The organism is Variovorax sp. ZS18.2.2, from assembly GCF_024701975.1.
GTDB lineage: Bacteria > Pseudomonadota > Gammaproteobacteria > Burkholderiales > Burkholderiaceae_C > Variovorax.
Genome location: NZ_JANLNM010000005.1, coordinates 379228 through 402070, shown reverse-complemented (window position 1 = coordinate 402070; position 22843 = coordinate 379228). Strand labels below are relative to the sequence as shown.

21 protein-coding genes are annotated in these 22843 nt (G+C 67.5%); 7 read left to right on the top strand and 14 right to left on the bottom strand.

All coding sequences use genetic code 11. The features are described 5' to 3' along the window. Positions 1 to 13: 13 nt before the first annotated feature. A complete protein-coding gene (locus NU688_RS21150; protein ID WP_257862762.1) occupies positions 14 to 937 on the bottom strand; it encodes a polysaccharide deacetylase family protein in 924 nt (307 codons plus the stop codon). Positions 938 to 947: 10 nt separating this feature from the next. Then, entirely contained in the window at positions 948 to 1361 is a 414-nt protein-coding gene (locus NU688_RS21145) for a nuclear transport factor 2 family protein (protein WP_257862761.1), read from the bottom strand. Between the two features lie 116 nt (positions 1362 to 1477). Here NU688_RS21145 and NU688_RS21140 point away from each other — a divergent pair, with 116 nt between their 5' ends. Then, on the top strand, positions 1478 to 2743 hold the full coding sequence (locus tag NU688_RS21140; protein WP_257862760.1) for a benzoate/H(+) symporter BenE family transporter: 1266 nt from the start codon (positions 1478 to 1480) through the stop codon (positions 2741 to 2743). Next, positions 2740 to 3693, top strand: a complete 954-nt coding sequence (gene gshB, locus NU688_RS21135; protein ID WP_257862759.1) for a glutathione synthase — start codon at positions 2740 to 2742, stop codon at positions 3691 to 3693. The genes NU688_RS21140 and gshB overlap by 4 nt, the downstream gene beginning before the upstream one ends. On the opposite strand, the gene NU688_RS21130 is transcribed toward gshB, so the two are convergent. From NU688_RS21130 to NU688_RS21110, 5 genes are all read right to left on the bottom strand, one after another. Further along, the gene (locus NU688_RS21130; protein ID WP_257862758.1) at positions 3656 to 4957 is read right to left on the bottom strand and encodes a PepSY domain-containing protein; all 1302 of its coding nucleotides are present in this window, start codon (positions 4955 to 4957) and stop codon (positions 3656 to 3658) included. The genes gshB and NU688_RS21130 overlap by 38 nt on opposite strands. Beyond that, positions 4957 to 7173 (bottom strand): TonB-dependent receptor, encoded by a 2217-nt coding sequence (locus NU688_RS21125; RefSeq protein WP_374684667.1) that lies wholly within the window; start codon positions 7171 to 7173, stop codon positions 4957 to 4959. The genes NU688_RS21130 and NU688_RS21125 overlap by 1 nt, the downstream gene beginning before the upstream one ends. A 115-nt stretch (positions 7174 to 7288) precedes the next feature. Then, positions 7289 to 8056: a class II glutamine amidotransferase gene (locus NU688_RS21120; protein WP_257862756.1), complete on the bottom strand. Its 768-nt coding sequence runs from the start codon at positions 8054 to 8056 to the stop codon at positions 7289 to 7291. A gap of 76 nt (positions 8057 to 8132) precedes the next feature. Further along, a complete protein-coding gene (locus NU688_RS21115) occupies positions 8133 to 9275 on the bottom strand; it encodes an ABC transporter substrate-binding protein (protein WP_257862755.1) in 1143 nt (380 codons plus the stop codon). A gap of 70 nt (positions 9276 to 9345) precedes the next feature. Then, the gene (locus NU688_RS21110) at positions 9346 to 10857 is read right to left on the bottom strand and encodes a DHA2 family efflux MFS transporter permease subunit (RefSeq protein ID WP_257862754.1); all 1512 of its coding nucleotides are present in this window, start codon (positions 10855 to 10857) and stop codon (positions 9346 to 9348) included. A gap of 128 nt (positions 10858 to 10985) precedes the next feature. On the opposite strand from NU688_RS21110, the gene NU688_RS21105 reads away from it, so the two are divergent. Then, positions 10986 to 12305, top strand: coding sequence for a putative zinc-binding metallopeptidase (locus tag NU688_RS21105; protein ID WP_257862753.1), 1320 nt, complete (start codon positions 10986 to 10988; stop codon positions 12303 to 12305). On the opposite strand, the gene NU688_RS21100 is transcribed toward NU688_RS21105, so the two are convergent. The 4 genes from NU688_RS21100 to NU688_RS21085 are packed head-to-tail and all read right to left on the bottom strand — an operon-like array spanning position 12296 to position 14990. Further along, positions 12296 to 12520, bottom strand: a complete 225-nt coding sequence (locus NU688_RS21100; RefSeq protein WP_257862752.1) for a cysteine-rich CWC family protein — start codon at positions 12518 to 12520, stop codon at positions 12296 to 12298. The genes NU688_RS21105 and NU688_RS21100 overlap by 10 nt on opposite strands. Continuing rightward, positions 12517 to 13773, bottom strand: a complete 1257-nt coding sequence (locus NU688_RS21095) for a 6-phosphofructokinase (protein WP_257862751.1) — start codon at positions 13771 to 13773, stop codon at positions 12517 to 12519. The genes NU688_RS21100 and NU688_RS21095 overlap by 4 nt, the downstream gene beginning before the upstream one ends. A 54-nt stretch (positions 13774 to 13827) precedes the next feature. Beyond that, positions 13828 to 14631 carry an enoyl-CoA hydratase-related protein gene (locus NU688_RS21090; protein ID WP_257862750.1) on the bottom strand — a complete coding sequence of 268 codons (804 nt, stop codon included), beginning with the start codon at positions 14629 to 14631 and terminating at the stop codon, positions 13828 to 13830. A 32-nt stretch (positions 14632 to 14663) separates the two neighbouring features. Continuing rightward, positions 14664 to 14990: a DUF2917 domain-containing protein gene (locus NU688_RS21085; RefSeq protein WP_257862749.1), complete on the bottom strand. Its 327-nt coding sequence runs from the start codon at positions 14988 to 14990 to the stop codon at positions 14664 to 14666. A gap of 82 nt (positions 14991 to 15072) precedes the next feature. On the opposite strand from NU688_RS21085, the gene NU688_RS21080 reads away from it, so the two are divergent. Beyond that, complete coding sequence (locus tag NU688_RS21080) at positions 15073 to 16008, top strand: LysR substrate-binding domain-containing protein (RefSeq protein WP_257862748.1); 936 nt, start codon at positions 15073 to 15075, stop codon at positions 16006 to 16008. A 25-nt stretch (positions 16009 to 16033) separates the two neighbouring features. On the opposite strand, the gene NU688_RS21075 is transcribed toward NU688_RS21080, so the two are convergent. Next, entirely contained in the window at positions 16034 to 16540 is a 507-nt protein-coding gene (locus NU688_RS21075; RefSeq protein WP_374684673.1) for a fasciclin domain-containing protein, read from the bottom strand. A gap of 472 nt (positions 16541 to 17012) precedes the next feature. Between NU688_RS21075 and NU688_RS21070 the strand changes: the two genes are divergently transcribed. Then, on the top strand, positions 17013 to 17231 hold the full coding sequence (locus tag NU688_RS21070) for a hypothetical protein (protein ID WP_257862746.1): 219 nt from the start codon (positions 17013 to 17015) through the stop codon (positions 17229 to 17231). 2 nt (positions 17232 to 17233) lie between these two features. After that, positions 17234 to 18025: a hypothetical protein gene (locus NU688_RS21065; protein ID WP_257862745.1), complete on the top strand. Its 792-nt coding sequence runs from the start codon at positions 17234 to 17236 to the stop codon at positions 18023 to 18025. Between the two features lie 27 nt (positions 18026 to 18052). Here the strand turns inward: NU688_RS21065 and NU688_RS21060 are convergent, their stop codons facing one another. Together NU688_RS21060 and NU688_RS21055 are read right to left on the bottom strand one after the other, a co-directional pair. Then, entirely contained in the window at positions 18053 to 19309 is a 1257-nt protein-coding gene (locus NU688_RS21060; RefSeq protein ID WP_257862744.1) for an MFS transporter, read from the bottom strand. A 126-nt stretch (positions 19310 to 19435) separates the two neighbouring features. Continuing rightward, positions 19436 to 21613, bottom strand: a complete 2178-nt coding sequence (locus NU688_RS21055) for a malate synthase G (protein ID WP_257862743.1) — start codon at positions 21611 to 21613, stop codon at positions 19436 to 19438. A gap of 245 nt (positions 21614 to 21858) precedes the next feature. On the opposite strand from NU688_RS21055, the gene hisC reads away from it, so the two are divergent. Further along, a complete protein-coding gene (gene hisC / locus NU688_RS21050) occupies positions 21859 to 22836 on the top strand; it encodes a histidinol-phosphate transaminase (RefSeq protein ID WP_257862742.1) in 978 nt (325 codons plus the stop codon). Positions 22837 to 22843: the final 7 nt, after the last annotated feature.

Here is a 22843-nt window from a genome sequence, read left to right as displayed (position 1 = left end):
GGCGGTGGTCTCTTCAGTCGAAGTCGCCGGGCCGTTCTGCCGCGAGTTGCGTCATGTGCGCCGCGATCGCCCCCGGCGTCGTGAACCAGATATCCCCGCGATCCCGCGCACGCGCCAGGTGCGCCAGCGCCGTGCGCAGGTGCCGCAGCCGGTACGGCTGGCCGACGATGTAGGGGTGCAGTGCCAGCCCCATCACCAGCGGCTGCGCGCGCGACTGTTCGAGCATCTCGTCGAAGTTGTCGACCACCATCGCGCTGAAATCCTTCGCATCCATCAGCCGGCCCACGATCATCGGGATATCGTTGAGCTCCTGCGGATAAGGCACCGACCAGATCGAGCCGCCGCCGCGCGTGCGCATTCGCACCGGCTGGTCGTCGTGGCACCAGTTGAGCGTGTAGCCGTAGCCGGTTTCGCGGAGCAGGTCGGGCGTGACGGCGCTTTCCGAGATCCACGGCGACAGCCAGCCCGCGGGCGCCTGCCCGCTTTCGCGCAGCATGCGATCGCGGCAGCGCAGCAGCAGTGCGCGTTCGTGTTCTTCGTCCAGCGCACCCTGGCGCTCCGCGTTGCTGTGGCCGTGCCCGATGAGTTCGTCGCCGCGCGCCACGCAGGCCTCGACCAGTTCAGGGCAGTGGTCGTACAGCGCAGTGTTGATGAGCGCGCCGGTCGGCAGCGCCAGCGCGTCGAACAGTTCGAGGCAGCGCCACGCGCCCACGCGGTTGCCGTACTCGCGCCAGCCATGGTTCAGCACATCGGGCTGCGGCGAGGTCGGGCCGATGCAGGCGCCCAGCCCGTCGCCGAAAGCGAAGTGCTCGATGTTGAAGCCGAGGTACACAGCCAGCCGCGCGCCGTTTGGCCACACGTAGTCGGGACGCCGCGTGATCGGCCGGTAGTCGAAGCGATCGTGCGAGGGCAGGAGGTCGGGCCAGCGTGTCGTCATGCGTTGCGCCTCACAGCACCGCGAGGCCGGCGCGCACCAGCAGCCACTCGGCGCTGTCGTTCCACATGTCCATCTGCACGATGAGCCCGTGGCTCACCACGTAGCGGTCGACGTACCGGTTGCCTTCGAAGGCCGTGCCGTCGGGCCAGGCGCCGTAGAGCGTGCCCAGGCTGTAGACCACGGTGGCTTCGGGCGAGCCGCCGGCCACCGTTTCGGTGCGCTCGATCTTCTTCTTCACCCACGCGTAGCGCTTGGCATTGAAGGCCGAGGTGTCGCCGGGCGCGCGCATCGCGCGGTTGCCGGTGAAGCGGATGCGGATGTCGGGCGCGGTGAAGCGCGAGGCCGATTGCGGGTCGGGGATCATCACGAGGCGGAGGAATTCGTCGACCACCGCGGCGGGATCGAGTGGGGCTGAGGTGTTCATGGGGGTCTCCATCGTTGGGGCCACGGCGGTGCGTGGCAGTGCGTCGCGGGAACCTCCGCAATTCCTGTGCCGAACGGGCCTCGCCCGGGCCTTCGGGCTCCCGGCACAATCGCCCGATGTCATTTTTCAAGGACCTGAGCCTTTCGGCTTTCACCGCGGGTTTCGTTGCCGTGCTCGTGGGTTTCACGAGTTCGGTGGCCATCGTGTTCCAGGCCGCACAGGCCTTCGGCGCCACGCCCGAGATGGCGGCCTCGTGGATGTGGGCGTTGGGCATCGGCATGGGGCTGGCCTCGGCGCTGCCGTCGCTCTGGTGGAAGAAGCCGGTGATGATTGCCTGGAGCACGCCGGGCGCCGCGGTGCTGGCGGTCGCGGGCGTCGGCCACAGCATGGGCGAGGCGGTGGGCGCGTTCATCGTCTGCGCGGTGCTGATCGTGCTGGCCGGCGCCACCGGCTGGTTCGAGCGCGTGATGAACAAAATTCCGATGGCCATCGCCTCGGCGCTGCTGGCCGGTGTGCTGGCGCGCTTCGGCATCTCGGCCTTCGTCGCGGCGCAGACCGCCTTGCCGCTGGTGCTGTTGATGCTCGGCACCTACCTCGTCGCCCGGCGGATGCTGCCGCGCTATGCGGTGCCGTTGACGCTGCTCGTGGCCATCGTCTTCGTGGCCGCGCGCGGCGAGCTGGCGTGGTCGACCGTGCACTTCTCGCTCACCTGGCCAGTGTTCACGATGCCGGTCTTCAGCTGGCAGGCCGTCGTGAGCCTGGCGTTGCCGCTCTTCGTCGTGACCATGGCCTCGCAGAACCTGCCCGGCGTGGCGGCGATCCGCGCGAGCGGCTACAGCGATCTGCCGGTCAGCAAGCTCATCACCGTCAGCGGTATTGCGACGCTGGTGCTCGCGCCCTTCGGCGCCTTCGCGCTGAACCTGAGCGCGATCACGGCCGCCATGTGCATGGGCCGCGAAGCCCATGAAGACCCGGCGCGGCGCTACACCGCGGCCGTGAGCTGCGGTGCGATCTACGTGGTGATCGGGCTCTTCGGCGCGGCGGTCACGGGGTTGCTCACGGCATTTCCGAAGGAGCTGGTCGCGGCCATCGCGGGCCTTGCGTTGCTCGGCACCATCGGCGGTGGACTCGCGGCCGCGGTGCGCGACGAATCGCACCGCGAGGCGGCGCTGATCACCTTCCTTGTCACGCTCTCGGGCGTCACGCTGGCAGGCATCGGCTCCGCTTTCTGGGGCGTGGTGGCCGGGGCGGTGGCGCTGGCTGTACAGCAGGTGGGGCGAAGGCAAAAAGCCCCTGTCGGCAAGGAGATGGCCGCTTCCGGCAACATCGCCCCAGAAACCAACGTGGCCGCCGCACCCGGCGCCGGAAAGAACGTCCCGTGAAAAACATCCTCTTCGTCGCCGACCCGCTCGATCACTTCAAGATCTACAAGGACACCACCTTCTCGATGATGCGCGAGGCCCAGCGGCGCGGCCACCGCATCGCGGCCTGCCTGCCGCAGGACATCCAGTGGAAGTCGGGCGGGCTGGTCACGGCCACGGTGCAGCAGATCACGCTGACCGGCGACGCCAAGGATTGGTACACCGTCGACATCACCGAGTCGAAAGCGCTGAAAGACTTCGACGCGGTGCTGATGCGCAAGGACCCGCCCTTCGACGCCGAGTACATCTATTCCACACACCTGCTGCAGCAGGCCGAGCGCGAGGGCGCGCAGGTGGTCAACTCGCCGCGTGCGCTGCGCGACCACCCCGAGAAGCTCGCGATCATGGAGTTTCCGCAGTTCGTGACGCCCACGCTGGTCACCCGCAGCGCGCAGGCCGTGCGCGACTTCCATGCGGAGCACGGCGACATCATCCTCAAGCCGCTCGACGGCATGGGCGGCATGGGCATCTTCCGCGTGAAGCAGGACGCGCTGAACCTCGGCTCCATCGTCGAGACGCTCAACAAGGACGGCGCCGAGACGATCATGGTGCAGCGCTTCGTGCCCGAGGTGGTGCAGGGCGACAAGCGCATCCTGATCATCGCGGGCGAGCCGGCGCCCTTCGTGCTGGCGCGCATTCCGCAGGGCACCGAGGTGCGCGGCAACCTGGCGGCGGGCGGCAAGGGCGTGGCACAGCCGCTGACCGCGCGCAACCGCGAGATCGCCGAGGCCATCGGCAAGGTGCTCGCGCCGCGCGGGTTGCTGTTGATCGGGCTCGACGTGATCGGCGATTCGGTCACCGAAATCAACGTGACCAGTCCGACCTGCTTTCAGGAAATTACGGAACAGACCGGCTTCGACGTGCCGGCGATGTTCATCGACGCGCTGGAGAAAGCCCTGCGTCCTGCCTGAGCCCGGGAGCCCCCGCGCGGGCTTCGCGCTCGCGCCGGGCCTGCAGGCGCCGTGAGCGCAGCTTGCGCGCCCAGATGACGATGCCGGTGATCGACAGCATCGCCACCACCAGCCCCAGCGCCGACATCATGATGCGGCCCGGCAGACCCAGGATGCGCCCGCCGTGCAGCGGCAATTGCAACTGTGCGAACACATCGGCCGCGGTGCCGTGCCACGGCCGGTTGCTGCTGATGATGTGGCCGTCGCGTCCATCGAGATAGAGGTTCGACAGGCCCATGCCGTCGCTGTCGTCGTGCGTGGCGTGGTCGAAGAACGAGATGTTGTAGAAGCCGCCGCGCGCGTTGTAGAACGCGCCGCCCAGCGGCGTCGTCCAGCCGCGGCGGCGGGCCTCGGCCTCTGCTTGCGCCACGATCTCGCGGAACCCGATGGTGGGTTCGATGCGCGTGCCCAGCGGCGCGAGCGGCACCAGCGCCGAGGGGCCGGGCGTGGTCTTGGAGACCAGCGAGAGCATCGGGTGGAACACCTCCTTGTAGAGGTTCAGCGAGAACGAGGTGAAGGCGACGACGATGATCAGCCCCCAGATCCACAGCCCGCCCGCGCGGTGCAGGTCGAAGTTGAGCTTGTAGCCGCCAGCGGCCCAGCGCACGGTCCACGACGGCTTCCAGCGCTGCCACCAGGCGGCTGCCGGCCGGTGCGTCGGGTGCACGGCCTTGCGCAACCTTCGCGGCATCGTGAGGTAGAGCGCGACGAAGCTGTCGAGCAGCCACACCAGCGCCACCGTGCCCATGATCCACCAGCCGATGCGGTCGGTGCCCCACATCGCGGGCACGTGCAGCATGTAGTGCAGCTTGCGCAGGAACGGCATCAGCGTCTCGGGCTTGAGCGAGACGGCGGTCGAATCGCGGCGGCCGCGCACTTCGGCCGTGACCGGGTCGACGAACACCTGGTTGTAGCCGAGCCTGAAGGGCTTGCCGGTGGCCGGATCGACGCGCGGCTGCACGAAGTAGCCGGCCGCGTGGCCTTCTTCGAAACCGAGCGGCAGGTACGCGATCCGCGCGCGCGGATCGTGCGCCTCGACCGCGGCGGCCAGCTCGAAGGGGTCCTTGAAGGGGCCGCGGCTCTGCGTGTCGTAGAGCTTGCGGTTGAGCCAGCCGTCGATCTCGTGGTCCCACGAGATGACGGCGCCGGTCAGGCCCGAGACGATGAGGAACAGCGCGACCGCCAGGCCCGCCCAGCGGTGGATGGCGGTCGCGAAGGCGCGCATCAGAAGTCGATGGTGCCGCTCAGTGCGAAGGTGCGCGGTGCGCCCATCACCAGGTAGTTGGAGCCCTGCGTGCCACCCACCGAAGCCCAGTACGACTTGTTGAACAGGTTGTCGATGCGCGCGCGCAGCGTGAGCGCACGGCCGTTGCCCAGGTCGACCAGGTAGCGTGCGCCGATGTCGAAGCGGGTCCAGCCCGGAATCTGCTGCGTGTTGGTGGCGTTGGCGTACTGCTTGGAGGTGTAGAGCAGGCGCGCATTCAGCGACAGGTTGCGCACGCCGGTCACGTCCCATTCGGCGCCGAGGTTGAGCTGCTGCTTGGCCACGCCGATGGCGGTCAGGCCGTCGGTGGCGCCGCCTTGGGTGTTCTTCTGCTTGGCGTCGAGCAGCGTCAGGCCGCCGAGCAGGCGCAGGCCCTTCACGGGCTGCCCGAACACCGAGAACTCGAGGCCCTGGTTGCGCTGCTTGCCGTAGAGGCCGTAGGTCTGGCCCTGGTAGTAATAAGTGGGCTGGTCGGTGGTGAAGAACGCGGCGCTGGCGCCGAGCGTGCCGCCGTCGTACTTGACTCCGATTTCCTTCTGCTTGGCCTGGTACGGCGCGAACACGTCACCGGCATTGGTGACCGGACGGTTGTTCACCGTGCCGGGCGCCACGTTGCCCTTGACGAGGGCTTCGATGTAGTTGGCGTAGGCCGACACGGTCGGCGTGATCTTGAACACGACGCCGGCCACCGGCGTGGTCTTGCTCTTGTCGTAGGCGCTGGTTTGCTTGATCGTGTTGTAGGCGAAGCTGGTCTGCTTGATGGTCTGGCGGCGCGCGCCGAGGGTGACCAGCAGGCGGTCTTCCATGAAGGACATGGTGTCGGCGACGGCGATGCTCGACGTGTCGATCTTGTCGGTCAGGCGCGGATCGTCCAGTCGATTGCCCACGAAGCCGCCGGTGCCGTTGGCGACGGGATAGGGCGAAAAGAAAGGCGCATAGATGTTGTTGCGCACGCTGCCCGAGGAGATCGCGTAGGCGTTGTCGCGGTCGTTGCTGTACGTGGCGGCCGAGGCCACCACCGTGTGCTTCACGGGGCCGGTGGAGAAGTTGCCGCGCACGCCGATCTCGGCGGTGCCGATGCGGTCCTTGCGGGTGTTGCTGAAACGCGTGTTGCTGGTGTTGCCGAACGAGTTGACGAGGGTCGGGTTCGACAGCACGTTGTCTTCGTCGCTGCGGCGCACGCCGCCGGCGGCCCAGGCCGTGATGTTGTCGGTGATGTCGACTTCGCCGCGGAAGGTCGCGAACTTGTCCTTTTCCTTGGAGTAGGTCCAGGCCTGGGCGAAGTTGGACTTGGCATCGGGCACACGCGGAATCGGCAGCGTCGAGGAGGGCGTGAGGCTCGGGCGGCCGTCCTTCAGGTCGTAGTCCTGGTAGCCGAAGTCGGCCGACAGGCGCACGCTGCGGCTGTGCCAGTCGAGGCCGACGCCGAAGGCGCTGAGCTGCTGGCTCTCTTTGAACACACCCGTGCCGCCTTCGCGGCGCACGGCGTTCACGCGAACGCCCAGGCTGTCGTCGGGACCGAAGCGGCGTGCCAGGTCGAGGTTCACGAAGCCCTGGCCGCCGCTCTGCACGCCGAAGCCGACGCGGGTGAGCGGCTCGTTGGGCGCGCGCTTGGGCAGCAGGTTGATCGCGCCGCCGATGCCGCTGCCGCCGGGGGCCGCGCCGTTCAGGAAGGTGTTGGCGCCGCGGAACACTTCCACACGCTCGAAGAATTCGGAAGCGATGTACTGGCGCGGCAGCATGCCGTAGAGGCCGTTGTAGGAGACGTCGTCCGAGTACACGGGGAAGCCGCGCACCACGTAGAGCTCCTGGAAGTTGCCGAAGCCGCGCGCCTGGCGCACCGAAGGATCGTTGAGCAGCACGTCGGCGACGCTCTTGGCCTGCTGGTCCTGGATCAGTTCGTTGGTGTAGTTGGTGCTCGAGAACGGCGTGCTCATCATGTCCTGGTTGCCCAGGATCCCGACCCGCCCACCGCGCGCCACCTGGCCGCCGGCGTAGGGCTTGGTCAGCCCTTCGGCCGAGGCGTCGGCGCTGGCCTCGACGTTGACGGTGGCCAGGGTGCCGCTCGATGCTGCAGGCTCGGCAGCCGGGGTCTGCGCCATGGCGCCGAGAGCGTGGAGGGCAAGGAGCGAGGCCGCCACGGTCGGGCGAAGGCGAAGAGGGAAAACTGCGGGCATGAACGGTCCGATACGGTGCAAATGAGAACCGTTATTATTCTCCCGTGCAGACCCGCCATCGATACTTTCTTGCACTGTTGCAAAAAAGTGTCAGTCAAAAGGTTGCGTTGAAGCCTCAGCCGACCGACCTCTGCCCGTCCACGAACACATGCAGTTCGCCCGGCGCAAACGGCGTCCAGGTTTCGTTCGTGGTGAGCGGCGTGGTCACCACCACCGCCACGCGATCGGTCGGGGTGGTGTGCTGGGCGAAGTCGATTTCCAGGTCTTCGTCGGACAGGTGCGCCGTCACGAACGGATGCCGCCGCTCCACATACCAGAGATTGGTCGATGCATGCGCCCACAGCGCCTGTCCGTTCGACAGCATGAAGTTGAAGGTGCCGTGGCTCGCAAGCTGCGGCGCCAGTTCGCGCAGGGTGAGCGTCAGCTCCTCGATGCTCGGCACGCCCGCATGCGACTTCGCCAGCTCCTGCATCAGCCAGCAGAAAGCATGCTCGCTGTCGGTGTTGCCCACCGGGTGAAAGTTGCCATGCAGGCGCGGCCGAAAGTCTTTCAGGTCACCGTTGTGCGCAAACACCCAGTAGCGCCCCCACAGCTCCCGCACGAACGGATGGCAGTTCTGCAGGTTCACCTCGCCCTGCGTCGCCTTGCGGATGTGCGCGATGACGTTGCGGCTCTGGATCGGATAGCGCCGGATCAACTCCGCCACCGGCGACTCGCTGGCCGGCTGGTGGTCGACGAAATGGCGGAGGCCCCGGTCTTCGAAGAACGCGATGCCCCAGCCGTCGGCGTGGTGGTCGGTGCGGCCACCGCGCTGCGCGAACCCCGTGAAGCTGAAGGTCACGTCGGTCGGCGTGTTGCAGTTCATCCCTAGCAATTGACACATGTTGCCGATTAGACCGCGATTCCCGCCGGCCTCCGCCCGCCGCGCCGCTTACCCGACCGTGCGACTGTTGTTGCAGCTAGCGGATGAATTTGCCTTCCTTGGTCACGCGCACCATCTCGATGAAGCGCGAGCCCGTGTTGCTCGCGCCGGTGAAGTCGATCTCCATGCCGCCGATGCGCAGCTTCATCGCCTTCAGCGCGGCGTGCAGCTTCGCGCGCGTCAGGTCGCGGCCGGTGCGGCGCAGGCCCTCGATCATCACGAGCGCATTCACATAACCCTCGTAGCTCAGGTAACCCAAGTCCACCTTGGCGCGCTCGGCCAGCTGGCGGAATTCGCGCGCGGTGGCGTCGACCTCGCTCCACGGGTACGGCACGATCTGCGAGATCGCCAGCCCGCTGGTCTTGTCGCCCACGAGCTTGGCGGTGACGTCGCCCGGCACGATCGACATGCCGTAGTACATCTGGCGCCCGCCGGCCGCCCAGGCGGCTTTCATCACCTCGCCGCCGATGCCGCCGCCCAGATACATGATCACGGCCTGCGCCTTGCTGTCCGCCAGCGCCTTGCCGGCCGCCTCGTTGGTCGTGCCGTCGCCCTTGACCGCCACCGCGGCCTCGGGCTTCAACTTGAGCGTGTCCAGCGCGGCTTCGACCAACTTGGCGACTTCCGCGCCGCCGGGGTTGTCGAGGTACGCCACGGCGATGCGCGAAACGCCGATGGTCGTCAGGTGCTGTACCAGCGCCTGGGCCTCGCGCGCGAAGGTGGCGCGCACGAAGTAACCGGCACCACCCATCTTCTCGCGGGCCGAATCCGACACCGCATAGCCGCCCACCGTCGGCGCGCCGCTCTGGTTCACGACCTTGGCGCCCGCGGCGGTGGTGCCCGAGCCCACGCAGCCGAAGAAGGCGAAGACGCGATGCTCCGCCAGCAGCTTCTCGTAGTTGGCGAGGGCCTTCTCGGGCTTGAGTTCGTCGTCGAGCGAAACCAGCCGGATCTTGCGACCCGACAACCCGCCCTGCGCATTGACCGCGTCGAAGGCCAGCCCGGCCCCGGCCATCACCACCTTGACCGGCACGCCGAGCGGGCCGCTCAGGATGCCGGTGTGGCCGAGGACGATTTCGCTGTCGGTGACGCCGCTCTCGGCGGCAAAGGCTGGAAAGGAAAGAGGGCCGAGTCCGGCCGCTGCCGCAGCCGAGGCGGCGATGAAATTTCTGCGATGCATGGAACCGTTTCGTTATCAGATACAACTGATAACAATTGAAAGCGAAAGCGCCTTCCGGGTCCGCCGGTGTTTACCCCGTGTTGCGCGCCGTCCCGTCGGCCTGTTTCGGTCCTTCGCGCAACTGCCAAGCCGCACAGATTGCCAGCGCGCACAGCCCCGCCAGCATCGCGAACACCTCGTCGAAGGCCGCCAGCCGGGCCGGACTGCTCACCGGGTTGGCCAGCGAATCGCCGTGCGCGGCAAGACGCCACTCCAGCACGATCGCGCACAGGCTCACACCGGCGGCGCCGCCCAGCATGCGCACGAAGTTGATCGCGCTCGCGCCCTGCGGAATCAGCGGCTTGGCCAGCGGCCGCATCGAACCCAGGTTGAGCGACGGCAAAATGAACCCCAGCCCGATGCGCCCGATGATCGCGAACGCCACCAGCAGCCACAGCGCACTGTCGAGCCGCAGCACCATCATCAGCGCGAACGAAGCCGCCAGCAGCGCGAGGCCCACGGTCACCAGCACCCAGGTCGGATGCCGGTCGGCCAGTCGGCCGACGCCCGCGATGGTCACGGCCAGCACGATGCCGGCCGGCAGAAGAATGGTGCCCACGTGCGATGCCGACAGGCTCAGCCCCACCTGCATGTACACCGGCAGCAGGTAGGTCGAGCCGAACAGCGCCGTGCCGTAGATGAAGGCGACCACGCTGCCCATCGCGAACTGCCGGTACTTGAAGAGCGCGAGGTTCATCAACGGTGTGCCCCCCGAGGCCGCGAGCCGGCGCTGCCACCACACGAAGGCGACGAAGGACGCCAGCGCACCGGCCAGCAGCAACGCGGCCTGCAGCGGTGAATCCCCGCGCAGCTCGACCAGCCCGTTCAACAGGCACAGCGTGCCGACCGTGCCCAGCGCGAGGCCGCGCGCATCGAGCCCGCCGCCGCGCACGGCGGCCACGCCGCCCGGAGCCGTTTGGGGCACGAACTTGTAGGCCAGCCAGATCGAGGCCAGGCAGAACGGCACCACCATGAAGAAGATCGAGCGCCAGCCGAACAGGTCGACCAGCACCCCGCCGATGCTCGGCCCGATGGCTGGCGCCAGCACCACGCCCATGCCGAAGATGCCGCTCGCGCGCCCCTGCTCGTGCGGCTCGAAGGCGCGCAGGATGATGATGGCCGGAATGGGCTGCACCACGCCCGCCGCGAGCCCTTCGGCCACGCGCGCGAACAGCACAAGCGAGAAGTTGTTGGCCAGCCCGCCCGCGATGCCGCCCACGAGCAGCAGCAGCATCGTGCCGACGTAGGTGCGGCGATAGCCGTAGCGCGACAGCAGCCACGGCGTGGTGAGCATCGAGACGGTCATCGCGACCATGAAGCCCGAGCTCACCCACTGCGCGCGCTCCTGTCCGAGCGAGAAGTGATGGCTCATGCCGGGGATCGCCACGTTCACGATGGTCGACGACATGATCGAGGCCATCGTCCCCACCATCACCGACAGCAGCAGATACCAGCGATAGCGCTCGCCGTAGCGTTCGCGCAAGGTGCCCATGGAGGGCGGAGCCGGCGTGGGCGCGGCTTCGGGCGTGTGTGGGGAGGTCATGGGGCGGCGGAATGTCTCGGGGTCCGTCGTCCTACAAGCATATCGGTGTTTGCGCGGTGAAGGTCGTGGCGGGCGGTCGCACAATGCAGCGGCTGTCCCCATCGCGTCAAGCGCAAGAAGAGCACTCCATGGACTCCCCGATCAACGACCCCGTCAACGAACAGGCCGCCCCCACGCTCGCGACCGAACTCGCCGCGCCGACCGTGAGCCGTGCCTACCGCTGCCAGTGCGGCCGCCCCGTGTTCCTGCGCAACAGCGAGTGCCTGGCCTGCCACACGCCGCTCGGCTATGTGATCGATCGCCTCGGCGTCATGCCGCTGGCGCCGGCCGAAGGTGGCGGCGCGCTGCCCGACACCTTCACCGTCTTCGGCGATCCGCACGGCAAGACCTACCACCGTTGCGCGAACCTCATGACCCCGGCCGCCTGCAGCTGGATGGTGGCGGTGCCGCGTGAGGGCGAGACCATTCCCGCCGACACGCAGGGCCTCGCGCCCGGCTACTGTCTTGCGTGCAGCGTCACCCGCACCATTCCCGACCTCTCGATGGAGACCAACGGCGAACTCTGGCGCAAGCTCGAGACGGCCAAGCGCCGGCTCGTCTCGCAACTGCTGGCGCTTGGCCTGCCGGTGGTAAGCCGCCACGCCGATCCGGTGCATGGCCTGGCCTTCGATTTCCTCAGCAACATGCCCGGTGGCCCGCACGTGATGACCGGCCATGACGACGGCGTGATCACCCTCAACGCCGAGGAGGCCGAAGACGCGGTGCGCGAACGCATCCGTGCCGAAATGCGCGAGCCCTACCGCACGCTGCTGGGCCACTTCCGCCACGAGATCGGCCACTACTACTGGGACCTGCTGGTGCTGCCCACGCCGTGGATCGACGACTTCCGCGCGCTCTTCGGCGACGACCGCGCCGACTACGCCGCCGCATTGCAGACCCACTACGAGCAGGGCCCGCCGCCCGACTGGGCCGATCGCTTCGTGAGCAGCTACGCGAGCACGCATCCGTGGGAAGACTGGGCCGAGACCTGGGCCCACTACCTGCACATGGCCGACACCGCGGACACGGCGATGAGCTTCGGCGTCGATGCGACCACCGTCGAGCTGACGAGCGACCTCTTCACCACCGCCGACCTCTGGCAGCCCGACCATCCCGACGCCGCGACGTTTCTCGACTTCATCAATGGCTGGGTGCTGCTCACCAACGTGCTCAACGAGCTGTCGCGCAGCATGGGGCAGCCCGACTACTACCCCTTCGTGCTGCCGCGCGCGGCGGTGGGCAAGCTGCAGTTCATCCACCGCGTGATCACCGAGCAGCGGCCCGGGTCGGCGCCGACGATGGTGGTGGCTGGCGATGTGGCGGCGCTCGAGCCCGTCGAGGCTGCACCCGAGCAGGTGCAGTCGCAGACGCAATCTCAATCGCAATCCCAGGGCGGCGCTCAGTCCTGAGGCGGCGTCCCTGCCGCGCAACGCGCGCAGATACAGGCGAGGCCGCGCATCGACTCCGGCAGTCTGGCGAGTGGCGCGTTGCTGAAGTCGACCTGCATGCACCAGCACGGCGGTTGCGCCTCGCCCGTCTCGCGTTCGATCTCCATTGCGCAGCGGTTCGACTCGCCGCACAACGGGCAGCGCGAGACGTCGATGACCGCGGCGGTGGTCGTCATGCGAGTTCGAAGGCCGGCAGCTTCTTCGCCACCGCGACGTTCTGCAGCGTCACGTACACCGGCAAGCCGTCGCGGTACGCGGGGTAGTCCTCGCCCTCGATCAGCGGCAGCAGATAGCGCCTGCATTTCTCGGTGATGCCGTAGCCGTCGTCCGAGATGAAATCGCGCGGCATCGGCTTCTCGACGTTGGCCACCGATTCGAGCGGCGCGCTGCCGAGGGTGTACGCATACGGCACGTCGGAAGTGCGTTCGATCGTCGGCATCACCGCGTTGCGACCTTCGAGCGCGAGCTCGACCGCGCGCTGCCCGAGTTCGTAGGCCTGCTTCACGTCGGTGGCCGAGGCGATGTGCCGCGCCGCGCGCTGCAGGTAGTCGGCCACCGCCCAGTGGAACTTGTGGCCGTGCGCGTCCTTGATCATCTGCGCCACCACCGGCGCGGCGCCACCGAGCTGCGCGTGGCCGAACGCATCGCGCGTGCCCTGTTCCGCGAGGAAGGTGCCGTCGGGGTAATGGCAGCCCTCGGACACCACGACCGAGCAGTAGCCGTGCTGCTTCACCAGCGCATCGACGCGCGCGAGAAAACGCGCCTTGTCGAATTCGATCTCCGGGAACAGCACCACCACCGGAATGCCCTGGTCCGCAGCAAGCCCGCCGGCCGCGGCGATCCATCCCGCATGCCGCCCCATCACCTCGAGCACGAACACCTTGGTCGAGGTGGCGGCCATCGAGCGCACGTCGAACGAGGCTTCGAGCGTGGACACCGCCACGTACTTCGCGACCGAGCCGAAGCCCGGGCAGCAGTCGGTCAGCGGCAGGTCGTTGTCGATGGTCTTGGGCACATGGATCGCCTGCAGCGGATAGCCAAGCGACTGCGACAGCTGGCTCACCTTGAAGCAGGTGTCGGCCGAATCGCCGCCGCCGTTGTAGAAGAAATAGCCGATGCCGTGCGCCTTGAACACCTCGATCAGCCGCTCGTATTCGCGACGGTTCTTCTCGAGCGACTTGAGCTTGTAGCGGCACGAACCGAATGCGCCCGAAGGCGTGGTGCGCAAGGCCGCAATGGCTTCGGCGGATTCGGCGCCCGTGTCGATCAGTTCTTCCGTCAGCGCGCCGATGATGCCGTTGCGTCCGGCGTAGAGCTTGCCGATGCGGTCCGGGTGTTTTCGTGCCGTCTCGATCACGCCGCAGGCCGACGCATTGATGACCGAAGTGACGCCGCCCGACTGGGCGTAGAAGGCGTTGAGGATGGGCATGCGGGCATTCTCCCGCAGCCCCATGTCAGGCGCCAGTGCCCGCGTTTCGGGGTGTCAGCGGCTCTCGAACGCGGGTGGCCGCTTCTGCAGGAACGCGCTCACGCCTTCGCGGAAGGTCGGGCGATCGATCAGCTCGCGCTGGCGTTCGCTTTCGTAGTGCAGTTGTTCTTTCAGCGTGTGGCGCTCGGAGGCCTCGAAGGCTTCGCGCGCTTCGATCACCGCATGTGCGGGCAGACGTGCGAGGCGCTGCGCGATGGCGCGCGCATCGTCCATCAGTTGCTCGTCGTCGGCGCAGGCCCAGATCAGGCCCCACTGCACCGCGCGGCCGGCGCTCAGGCGTTCGTCGAGCAATGCCATGCCCATCGCGCGCGCCTTGCCGGCACGGCGCGGAATCGCCCAGGTGCAACCCAGGTCCGGCACGATGCCGAGCTTCGGGAGAAAGGGCAGATAGAAGTACGCGCTGCGTGCCGCGATCGTCACGTCCGCCGCGAGCGCCAGCCCGACGCCCGCACCGGCGGCCGGCCCGTTCACTGCAGCGACCACAGGAACAGGCAGCGTGCGCAGCGTCTCGATCAGCGGATTGCTCAGCGACTGCATCCACTCGGCCGTCTGCGTGCCGAGCGACTTGCCTACTTCGCCGGGCGCCATCGCGCTCAGGTCAGCGCCCACGCAAAACGCTTTGCCCGCGCCCGTCAGGATCACGGCGCGCACCGCGCGGTCATTGCGGATGCGCTCCAGCGTGTCGCGCAGTTCGATCTGCAGGTCGCGCGCGATGGGGTTCAGCTTGGCCGGCAGGTTCAGCGTGAGCGTCGCAATGCCGTCGGCCAGTTCGTAGAGGATCAGTGCTTGGGAGTCCATGGCATCGAGGTTCGATGCCGATGGCACCGGGGTCAAGCCGGGGACAACCCGTGGGGCCGAAGTCGCCAAGGCGACCATCCGCGCGCCGGCCGCGCAAGGGGCATCGCAGCGGGCTGCGCATCCGACACGGTGATGCACGACGCGGTCAGCGCCGACACCAGGATGCGCCGGTGCTCGGTGCCATCGAAGCGGTCGCCGGGCTCCAGCACGATGTCGCGCGGATCGCGGTCCAGCGTGACCCAGACCGTGCCGCTGCGGCATTCGATGCCCACGCCGGCGCCATCGGGCACCGAGAAGACGGCACGGGTCGGCAGGCTGACGTCGAAGCGGGAGGAGGAAGAAGACGGTTGGGTGCTCATGGCAAGCTCCATTGCATTCGGGGTACGAATGAATATAGTGAGTAGCTCTCCTCCTTACACGCGGTCATTCGGAACTCGTTGCATGCCTGTAGAGAATGCGAAAACCCCCAGAACCCCGAGCGGCGAGCTCCCGCCGCTGGATTTGCTGCGCAGTTTCGAGGCCGCCGCGCGCCAGCTCAGCTTCACGCTGGCGGCCGGCGAGCTGCACCTCACGCAGTCGGCCGTGAGCCGGCAGATCCAGCAGCTCGAAGCCAGCCTGGGCGTGCTGCTGTTCGAGCGCCGCCACCGCGCGCTGGCGCTCACCGAGGCCGGCGGCGTGCTGCAGCGCGCGGTCACCGACAGCCTGGAGCGGCTGCGCGACGCCACGGCCCGCGTGCGCGCCAGCGCCGCGCCGCGGCAGGTGGCGATCACCTGCACGCCGGGTTTTGCGTCGCTCTGGCTCATTCCGAAACTGGCGCGCTTCACCGGCACGCATCCGCAGGTCGATGTGCGCCTGTCGGCCACGCTCGACGTGCTCGACCTGGACGTGAGCCGCCTCGATCTCGCGGTGCGCTTCGTGCCCATCGGCCGTGGTGTCGGGCCGGCGCTGTTCGAGGAATCGGTGATCCCGCTGTGCGCGCCGCAGGTCGCCGCGTCGCTGCGCGAGCTGTCGGACTTTTCCAGACTCACGCTGCTCACCATCGAATACCCGGACCACAGCGAAGCCCCGACCGCCGACTGGGAGCCGTGGCTCAAGGTGATGGGGCTGGAAGACCTGCGCGTGAAGAGCACGCTGCGCTTCACGCAGTACGCCGATGCGGTGGCCGCCGCGGTGGCGGGGCAGGGCGTGGTGATCGGGCGCTTGCCGTTGCTGCGCGAACTGGTGCGCGACGGCCGGCTCGTGGCGCCGCTCGGCGAGGGCGCGGCATCGCACCGCGGCTACTTCATCGAGATGTCGAAGCGCGCCGCGAGCAACCGCGACGCGCAGGACTTCGCGCAATGGCTGCGCGACGAGGCCGAGGCGGCGCAACGGACCTGACGAAGGCCCGCCGCGCGGAGAACCATCAACCCGGCAGCAGCACCTTGTTCACGACGTGGATCACGCCGTTCGACTGGTACACGTTGGCGATCGTCACGGTCGCGGTGCCGCCCTTGGCATCGGTCACCAACACGTTGCTGCCGCTCATCGTGGCCGTGAGCGTGCCGCCGCTCGCGGTCTTCAGCACGGCCTTGCCGCCGCCTGCGTTGATCGCGCTCATGAGCGCGGGGCCGTCCATCTTGCCGGGCACTACGTGGTAGGTCAGCACCTTGGTCAGCGTGGGCTTGTTTTCGGGCTTGAGCAGCGTGTCGACCGTGCCGGCCGGCAGGGCCGCGAAGGCCGCGTTGGTCGGTGCGAAAACGGTGAACGGGCCCGCACTCTTGAGCGTGCCGACCAGGTCCGCGGCCTTGACGGCGGCGACCAGCGTCGTGTGGTCCTTCGAATTCACGGCGTTGTCGACGATGTCCTTCGTCGGGTACATCGCGGCGCCGCCGACCATCGGGTTCGATGCGCCGCTGCCGCTCATGCCCATGCCGCCCGCGCAAGCGCCGAGCAGGACCGAAACGCCGACTGCGATCACGAGTTTTTTCATGGAAGTCTCCTGGAAAGAAATGGTTGTCGAGGTTCTCTGTGGAAACCGCCAACAGCTCGGAGGCGCGATGCGCTTGAGATCAATACGGAGGGCGGATGCAACTGGATTCGTAGGACGACACCGCGGCGGTCTTGCGTCGGCTTTGCGCCACAGCGTTGCAAGCGGCGCTTGCGCATCGCGCATGGGCTCGACAGAATCCGCCCTTCGTTTTTCAGCAACAGTTTTTCCCCAACGCGCCTGGCGACTTGCAACCTCCCGGGCGACCAACCAATTCAATGAGCCGTTTCCTGAACACCTGACCCGCACACCGACCGCCCCGGCCGGATGTGCATCCATGCACCTGCCGAGGCCCGTCGACAAAGGCCCCGCGCAGCCATTCGCCGGGGCCTTTTTGTTTTTGGAGTGTGCGCACATGAGTGCTCAACGAAAGGCCCGCGACGACGAGAAACGTCTGGGCCGGTTTTACTTTTCGGTGCCGTCCACGGCACCTCGCAATCCCGTGGTGGCCGCGATGGCGCGCCGCGAATCGAGCCAGGGCGCAGGGCGGCACCTGCGCACGCACCGCGCGGAGCGGCGTGCGCAGAAGGTCGCGTTGCAGAAGGCTGCGCGCAGCCTCGGGCGGGAGGACTGACGATGCGCGAAGACATGGACAAGGTCATCGTCGAACGCCCGCGCCGCGGCGGTGGTGTGCAGGGCGAGGGGCGGGCCTTTCGCAACAGCAGGGACCGCGGTTCGCACCTCGGCATGAAGCGTGGCTACGACCGTCCGAAGGGGCTCAACGAAAACCTCGCACCGCTCAAGCGCTGGTTGCAGAAGCAGGTGCATCGGCCGTGGGACAAGGTGTATGCGGAACTCTGCAGCGGCATCGACCGGCGCAGCACGGTGCAGGCGCACATCTTCCTGCACATCGACGATTTCGTGGAGCGCCGTGCCGAGCTGCGGGACGGCGAGGTGTGCGTTCCGCCGCATCGTTGGGGCACGCATCGCAGCGTGCCGTTGCGCGAAGCGCCGAACGTCGAGCTGTTCGTGCATCCGGTCACCGGCATCCTGCTGCCCAACCGGCGGCTGGCCGAAGCAAAGGCAGCGCGAAGGGCTACTCGCAAGACGTGGGCCGAACAGCGCGGCGACAAGCCCTACGCGGTCTATCACGTGATCGACGAGAGCACACAGTGGCACCGCGTCGACGGCTGCTGGTTCGAGATCACGCTCGCGAAGTTTCCCGAGAGAGCGTGTGCGACGCAGGCGGAAGAGAAGCGCTACGACGTGCTGCGTCGTTGCCTGGTTACCCGCAGTGGCGCCGCCCAGCGCCCTGCGCCTGACCTGCCCACCCACCGTGCCATGTACGGTCGCAACGACGTCTACGCGGTCGCCAAGCGGCAACTGGGCCGTCGCGAAGTGCGGGCGCGTCTGGGCGACGACGCCTGAGCGATGCGTCCGTGGCCTTCCGCGCGCTCAGGACGGGCGTGCAGGCACCGGCGCACGCGGCAGCAGGGCGAACGCGAGCGTGCCCGCGGCCAGCATCCCTGCCACGGTAAGAAACACCGCACGGAACGGCTCGACGCCATGCGCCACGCCCCACGATGCAGCCACGCCGGTCGTCCATTGCATCAGCGACACGCCGAGGAACATCGCCATGTTCATCAGCGCCAGCGCGCGCCCCGTCATGGCGGCCGGGTAGGCGTTCTTGGTGTACGCGTACTGCAGCACGCTGTAGCCGGAGAGAAGGCCATAGATGATCGGCAGGCCGATGTCCACCGCGCGCGAATGCGTGAGCGCCATCGCACCGAACATCAGTGCGCCGATGGACGCGCACCCCATCATCCAGCGGGCGCGCCGCGCGCCGCCCGGGTCCATCCGGCCGAACAGCATCGGGCTGATCATGCCGGTGACGGTCATCACCAGCGCCACGTTGCCGCTTGCCACGAGCGAGAGGCCGTGCCGCTCGTGCAGCACCGGCCCCAGCCACAGGCCGCGCAGCGTGATGAAGGCCGCGTACGACACGCAGGCGAAGCACAAGAGGCCGAGCGTGTGGGGCATCGCGAACAGCGGCAGCAACTCGCGCACGGCCTTGCGCAACGACTGGCGTTCGGCCGGCTCCACCTGATCCACCGCACGCATCGGCTCACGCACGCGCCAGAAGATGACGATCCACGACAGCACAGCGAACGCGGCCAGCACCGCATAGCCGGCGCGCCACGAAGCGGCCTCGATCAGCAGCGCCAGCGGCGTGCCGGTGAACACGATGCCCAGGCCGGCCATGCTCATCACCAGCCCCGACATCGCGGTGAAGCGCGCGGCATCGAAATGCCGCGCGATGAACACCGTGCACGCGAGGAATGCCGGTGCGCAGCCGACGCCGATCAGCGCCTGCCCGAGCAGCAGCATGTGAAAGCTCGATGCCACCGCGCACAGCGCCGCGCCCGCGATGGCGAGCGGAAAAGCGGTGAGCACCGTGCGGCGCACGCCGAACATGTCGATCGACACGCCCATCGCGAGCTGCATGATCCCGAACATGAAATGGAAGGTGCCCGCCCATGTGCCCAGTTGCTGGGGCGAGAGGCCGAAGTGGCCGCTGAGCGGCGTGGCCATCATGGCGCCGACGGTGCGGAAGGCTTGGCTCAGCGCGAAGGCCGAGGCCAGTGCCACGAGCATGGCGGCCGCGGAGGTCGACCAGCGCGGCGGGAGCGGCGAGGCCGCGTTCGTGTTCATCGAGAAGGGAAGGGCTGAAGGAAGAAGGGAGCGGCACGAATGCTAATGGCATGCCGCCCCAGATGCAGAACGGCGCCCGAGGGCGCCGTCCGTTAGCTCAAGTCCGCAGTGCCGGACGCACGCCGATCAAGCTTCGCCCTTGACCTTCAAACGCCATGCATGCAGCAGCGGCTCCGTGTAGCCACTCGGCTGCTCGATGCCCTTGAACACCAGGTCCTGCGCCGCCTTGTACGCGGCCGAGGTCGCGAAGTTGCCGGCCATCGGCTGGTAGAGCGCGTCGCCCGCGTTCTGCTCGTCGACCACCTTGGCCATGCGCTGGAAGGTCTCGTCGACCTGCGCCTTGGTCACCACGCCGTGCAGCAGCCAGTTGGCGATGTGCTGGCTCGAGATGCGCAGCGTCGCGCGGTCTTCCATCAGGCCCACGTTGTGGATGTCGGGCACCTTGGAGCAGCCCACGCCCTGGTCGATCCAGCGCACCACGTAGCCGAGGATGCCCTGCACGTTGTTGTCGATTTCCTGCTGGCGCTCTTCGGCGGTCCACTTGGCTTCGGGTGCGATGGGCACCTGCAGCAGCGCGTTCAGGATGTTGTCGCGCTCGGCGTCGGCGTCGATCTTTTCCAGCTCCTGCTGCACCGCGGTCACGCTCACCTGGTGGTAGTGCAGCGCATGCAGCGTGGCGGCGGTGGGCGAGGGCACCCAGGCGGTGTTGGCGCCGGCCTTGGGGTGGCCGATCTTCTGTTCGAGCATCGCGGCCATGAGGTCGGGCATGGCCCACATGCCCTTGCCGATCTGCGCCTTGCCGCGCAGGCCGCACGAGAGGCCGACCAGCACGTTGTTCTTTTCGTAGGCGCCGATCCATGCGCTGGACTTCATGTCGCCCTTGCGGATCATCGGGCCGCCCTGCATGGCGGTGTGCATCTCGTCGCCGGTGCGGTCCAGGAAGCCGGTGTTGATGAAGGCCACGCGTGCGGCGGCTTCGGCGATGCAGGCCTTCAGGTTCACGCTGGTGCGGCGCTCCTCGTCCATGATGCCCAGCTTCACCGTGTTGGCGGGCAGACCCAGCAGTTGCTCGACGCGGCCGAACAGCTCGCTCGCGAAGGCCACTTCGGCCGGGCCGTGCATCTTGGGCTTGACGATGTAGATGCTGCCGGTGCGCGAGTTGCCCTTGCGCTTGAGGTCGATGGTGGCGATGGTGGTGGTCACCACGGCATCGAGGATGCCTTCCGGAATCTCCTTGCCGCCGGCATACAGGATGGCCGGGTTGGTCATCAGGTGGCCCACATTGCGCAGGAACATCAGCGAGCGGCCGTGCAGCTTGATAGTCTGGCTGCCATCGGGGGCGGTGTATTCGCGGTCAGGATTGAGGCCGCGCGTGAAAGTTTTGCCGCCCTTGGCGACTTCCTCGGTCAACGAGCCTTCGACGATGCCGAGCCAGTTCGAATAAGCGACGACCTTGTCGGCCGCGTCGACCACGGCCACCGAGTCTTCGAGATCGAGGATGGTCGAGAGCGCGGCTTCGAGCACCACGTCGCTGATGCCCGCGGGGTCGCTCTTGCCGATGGTGGTGTTGCGATCGATCCGGATGTCGATGTGAATACCGTTGTGCTTGAGCAAAATGGACGTGAACGTTTCGGCGTCGCAGTCATACCCGACAAACTGTGAAGGGTCGGCCAGGCCCGTGCTGCTGCTCTGCAGCGCAACGACCAGCTTGCCGTCCTTCACGCTGTAGCCGGTCGCCATCTTGTGCGAGCCGTTGGCCAGCGGTGCGGCCTGGTCGAGCACGTTGCGTGCGAATTCGATGACCTTGGCGCCGCGCACCGGGTTGTAGCCCTTGCCCTTTTCAGCGCCGCCGGCTTCGGAGATGGCGTCGGTGCCGTAGAGCGCGTCGTACAGCGAGCCCCAGCGCGCGTTGGCGGCGTTGAGCGCGTAGCGTGCGTTGAGGATCGGCACCACCAGCTGCGGGCCGGCCTGCAGCGCGAGTTCGGAGTCGACGTTCGCGGTCGTGGCCTTCGCGCCCTTGGGCTGCGGCAGCAGGTAGCCGATTTTTTCGAGGAAGGCGCGGTAGGCCGGCATGTCGGCGATCGGCCCGGGGTTCTTCTTGTGCCAGGCGTCGAGCTCGCTCTGCAGGCGGTCGCGCTCGGTGAGCAGCGCGATGTTCTTGGGCGCGAGGTCGCTCACGATGGCGTCGAAGCCCTTCCAGAAGACGTCGCTGGCGACGCCGGTGGCGGGCAGGACTTTTTCTTCGATGAAGCGGTGGAGCTCGGTCGCGACCTGGAGTCCGTGGGCGGTGGTGCGGGCGGTCATTTTTCTCTCCTGGAAATCGAAATACGGCGGAATACGGAATCGAAAGACGTGGGTGTCGCAATGACGTAGGTCAACTTTATTCGATACTTTACGAAGGAGTAAGAGCCGAAAGCGAGATTTATCAATGACAAAAATGAGGGTAATGGCGGTTCGGCGCCGCTTTTTACGCAAAGGGTAGGCACTGATGGAGGCGCTGCGGGCGCGGGATATATTTAATTTCTTAAATAAATCCAGCACGCGCCGAAATGATCCTCCTGGCTTCCAACGAAAACCCGCTCGGCATGCCCGAGTCGGCCCGCCGCGCCGCGGCCGCCGCCCTCGAAGGCGCAGGCAACTACCCCGACAGCAACGGCACCGCGCTCAAGAATGCACTGGCCGCCCGGCTCGACGTGTCGCCCGAGTGGCTCACGCTCGGCAGCGGATCGAGCGAAATCCTCGAACTCGCCGCACAGGTGAGCCTGAAACCGGGCGAGAACGTCGTCTATTCGCAGTACGGCTTCATCGTCTACGCGCAGGCCACGGCGCACGCCCACGCGCGCGCCACCGTCGTGCCCTCGCAAGATTTCGGCCACGACCTCGACGCGATGCGCGCCGCCATCGCCGAGGACACGAAGCTGGTCTTCGTCGCCAACCCGAACAACCCCACGGGCACCTTCATCGATGCTGCGCGGCTACTGGCCTTCCTGCAATCGGTGCCAGCGGATGTGACGGTGCTGCTCGACGAGGCGTACACCGAGTACCTCTCGCCTGCGCAGCGCTATGACAGCATCGAATGGGTGCGGCGCCTGCCGAACCTCATCGTGGCGCGCACCTTCTCCAAGGCCTTCGGCCTCGCCGGGATGCGCATCGGCTACGGCGTGTCGCAGCCGCCGCTGACTTCGCGCATGAACGCGCAGCGCCCGCGCTTCAACGTGACGACACCAGCCCAGCACGCGGCGGTGGCCGCGCTTGGCGACACGGAATTTCTTGCGCGCACCTACGAGCTCAATACCGCCGGACGCGACCAGCTCGCCGCGGGTTTCACCGAACTGGGTCTTGCGCACATCCCCTCGTCGGGCAACTTCGTGATGGTGCAGGTCGGCGATGCGCAGGCCGTGCACGCGCGCCTGCTGGCGGCCGGCATCGAGGTTTCGCTGCTCGGTCCCTACGGTCTGCCTCAATGGCTGCGCGTGAGCGTCGGCCTGCCCGAACAGAACAAGGCCCTGCTCGCCGCGCTGCGCTGAGCGCGAT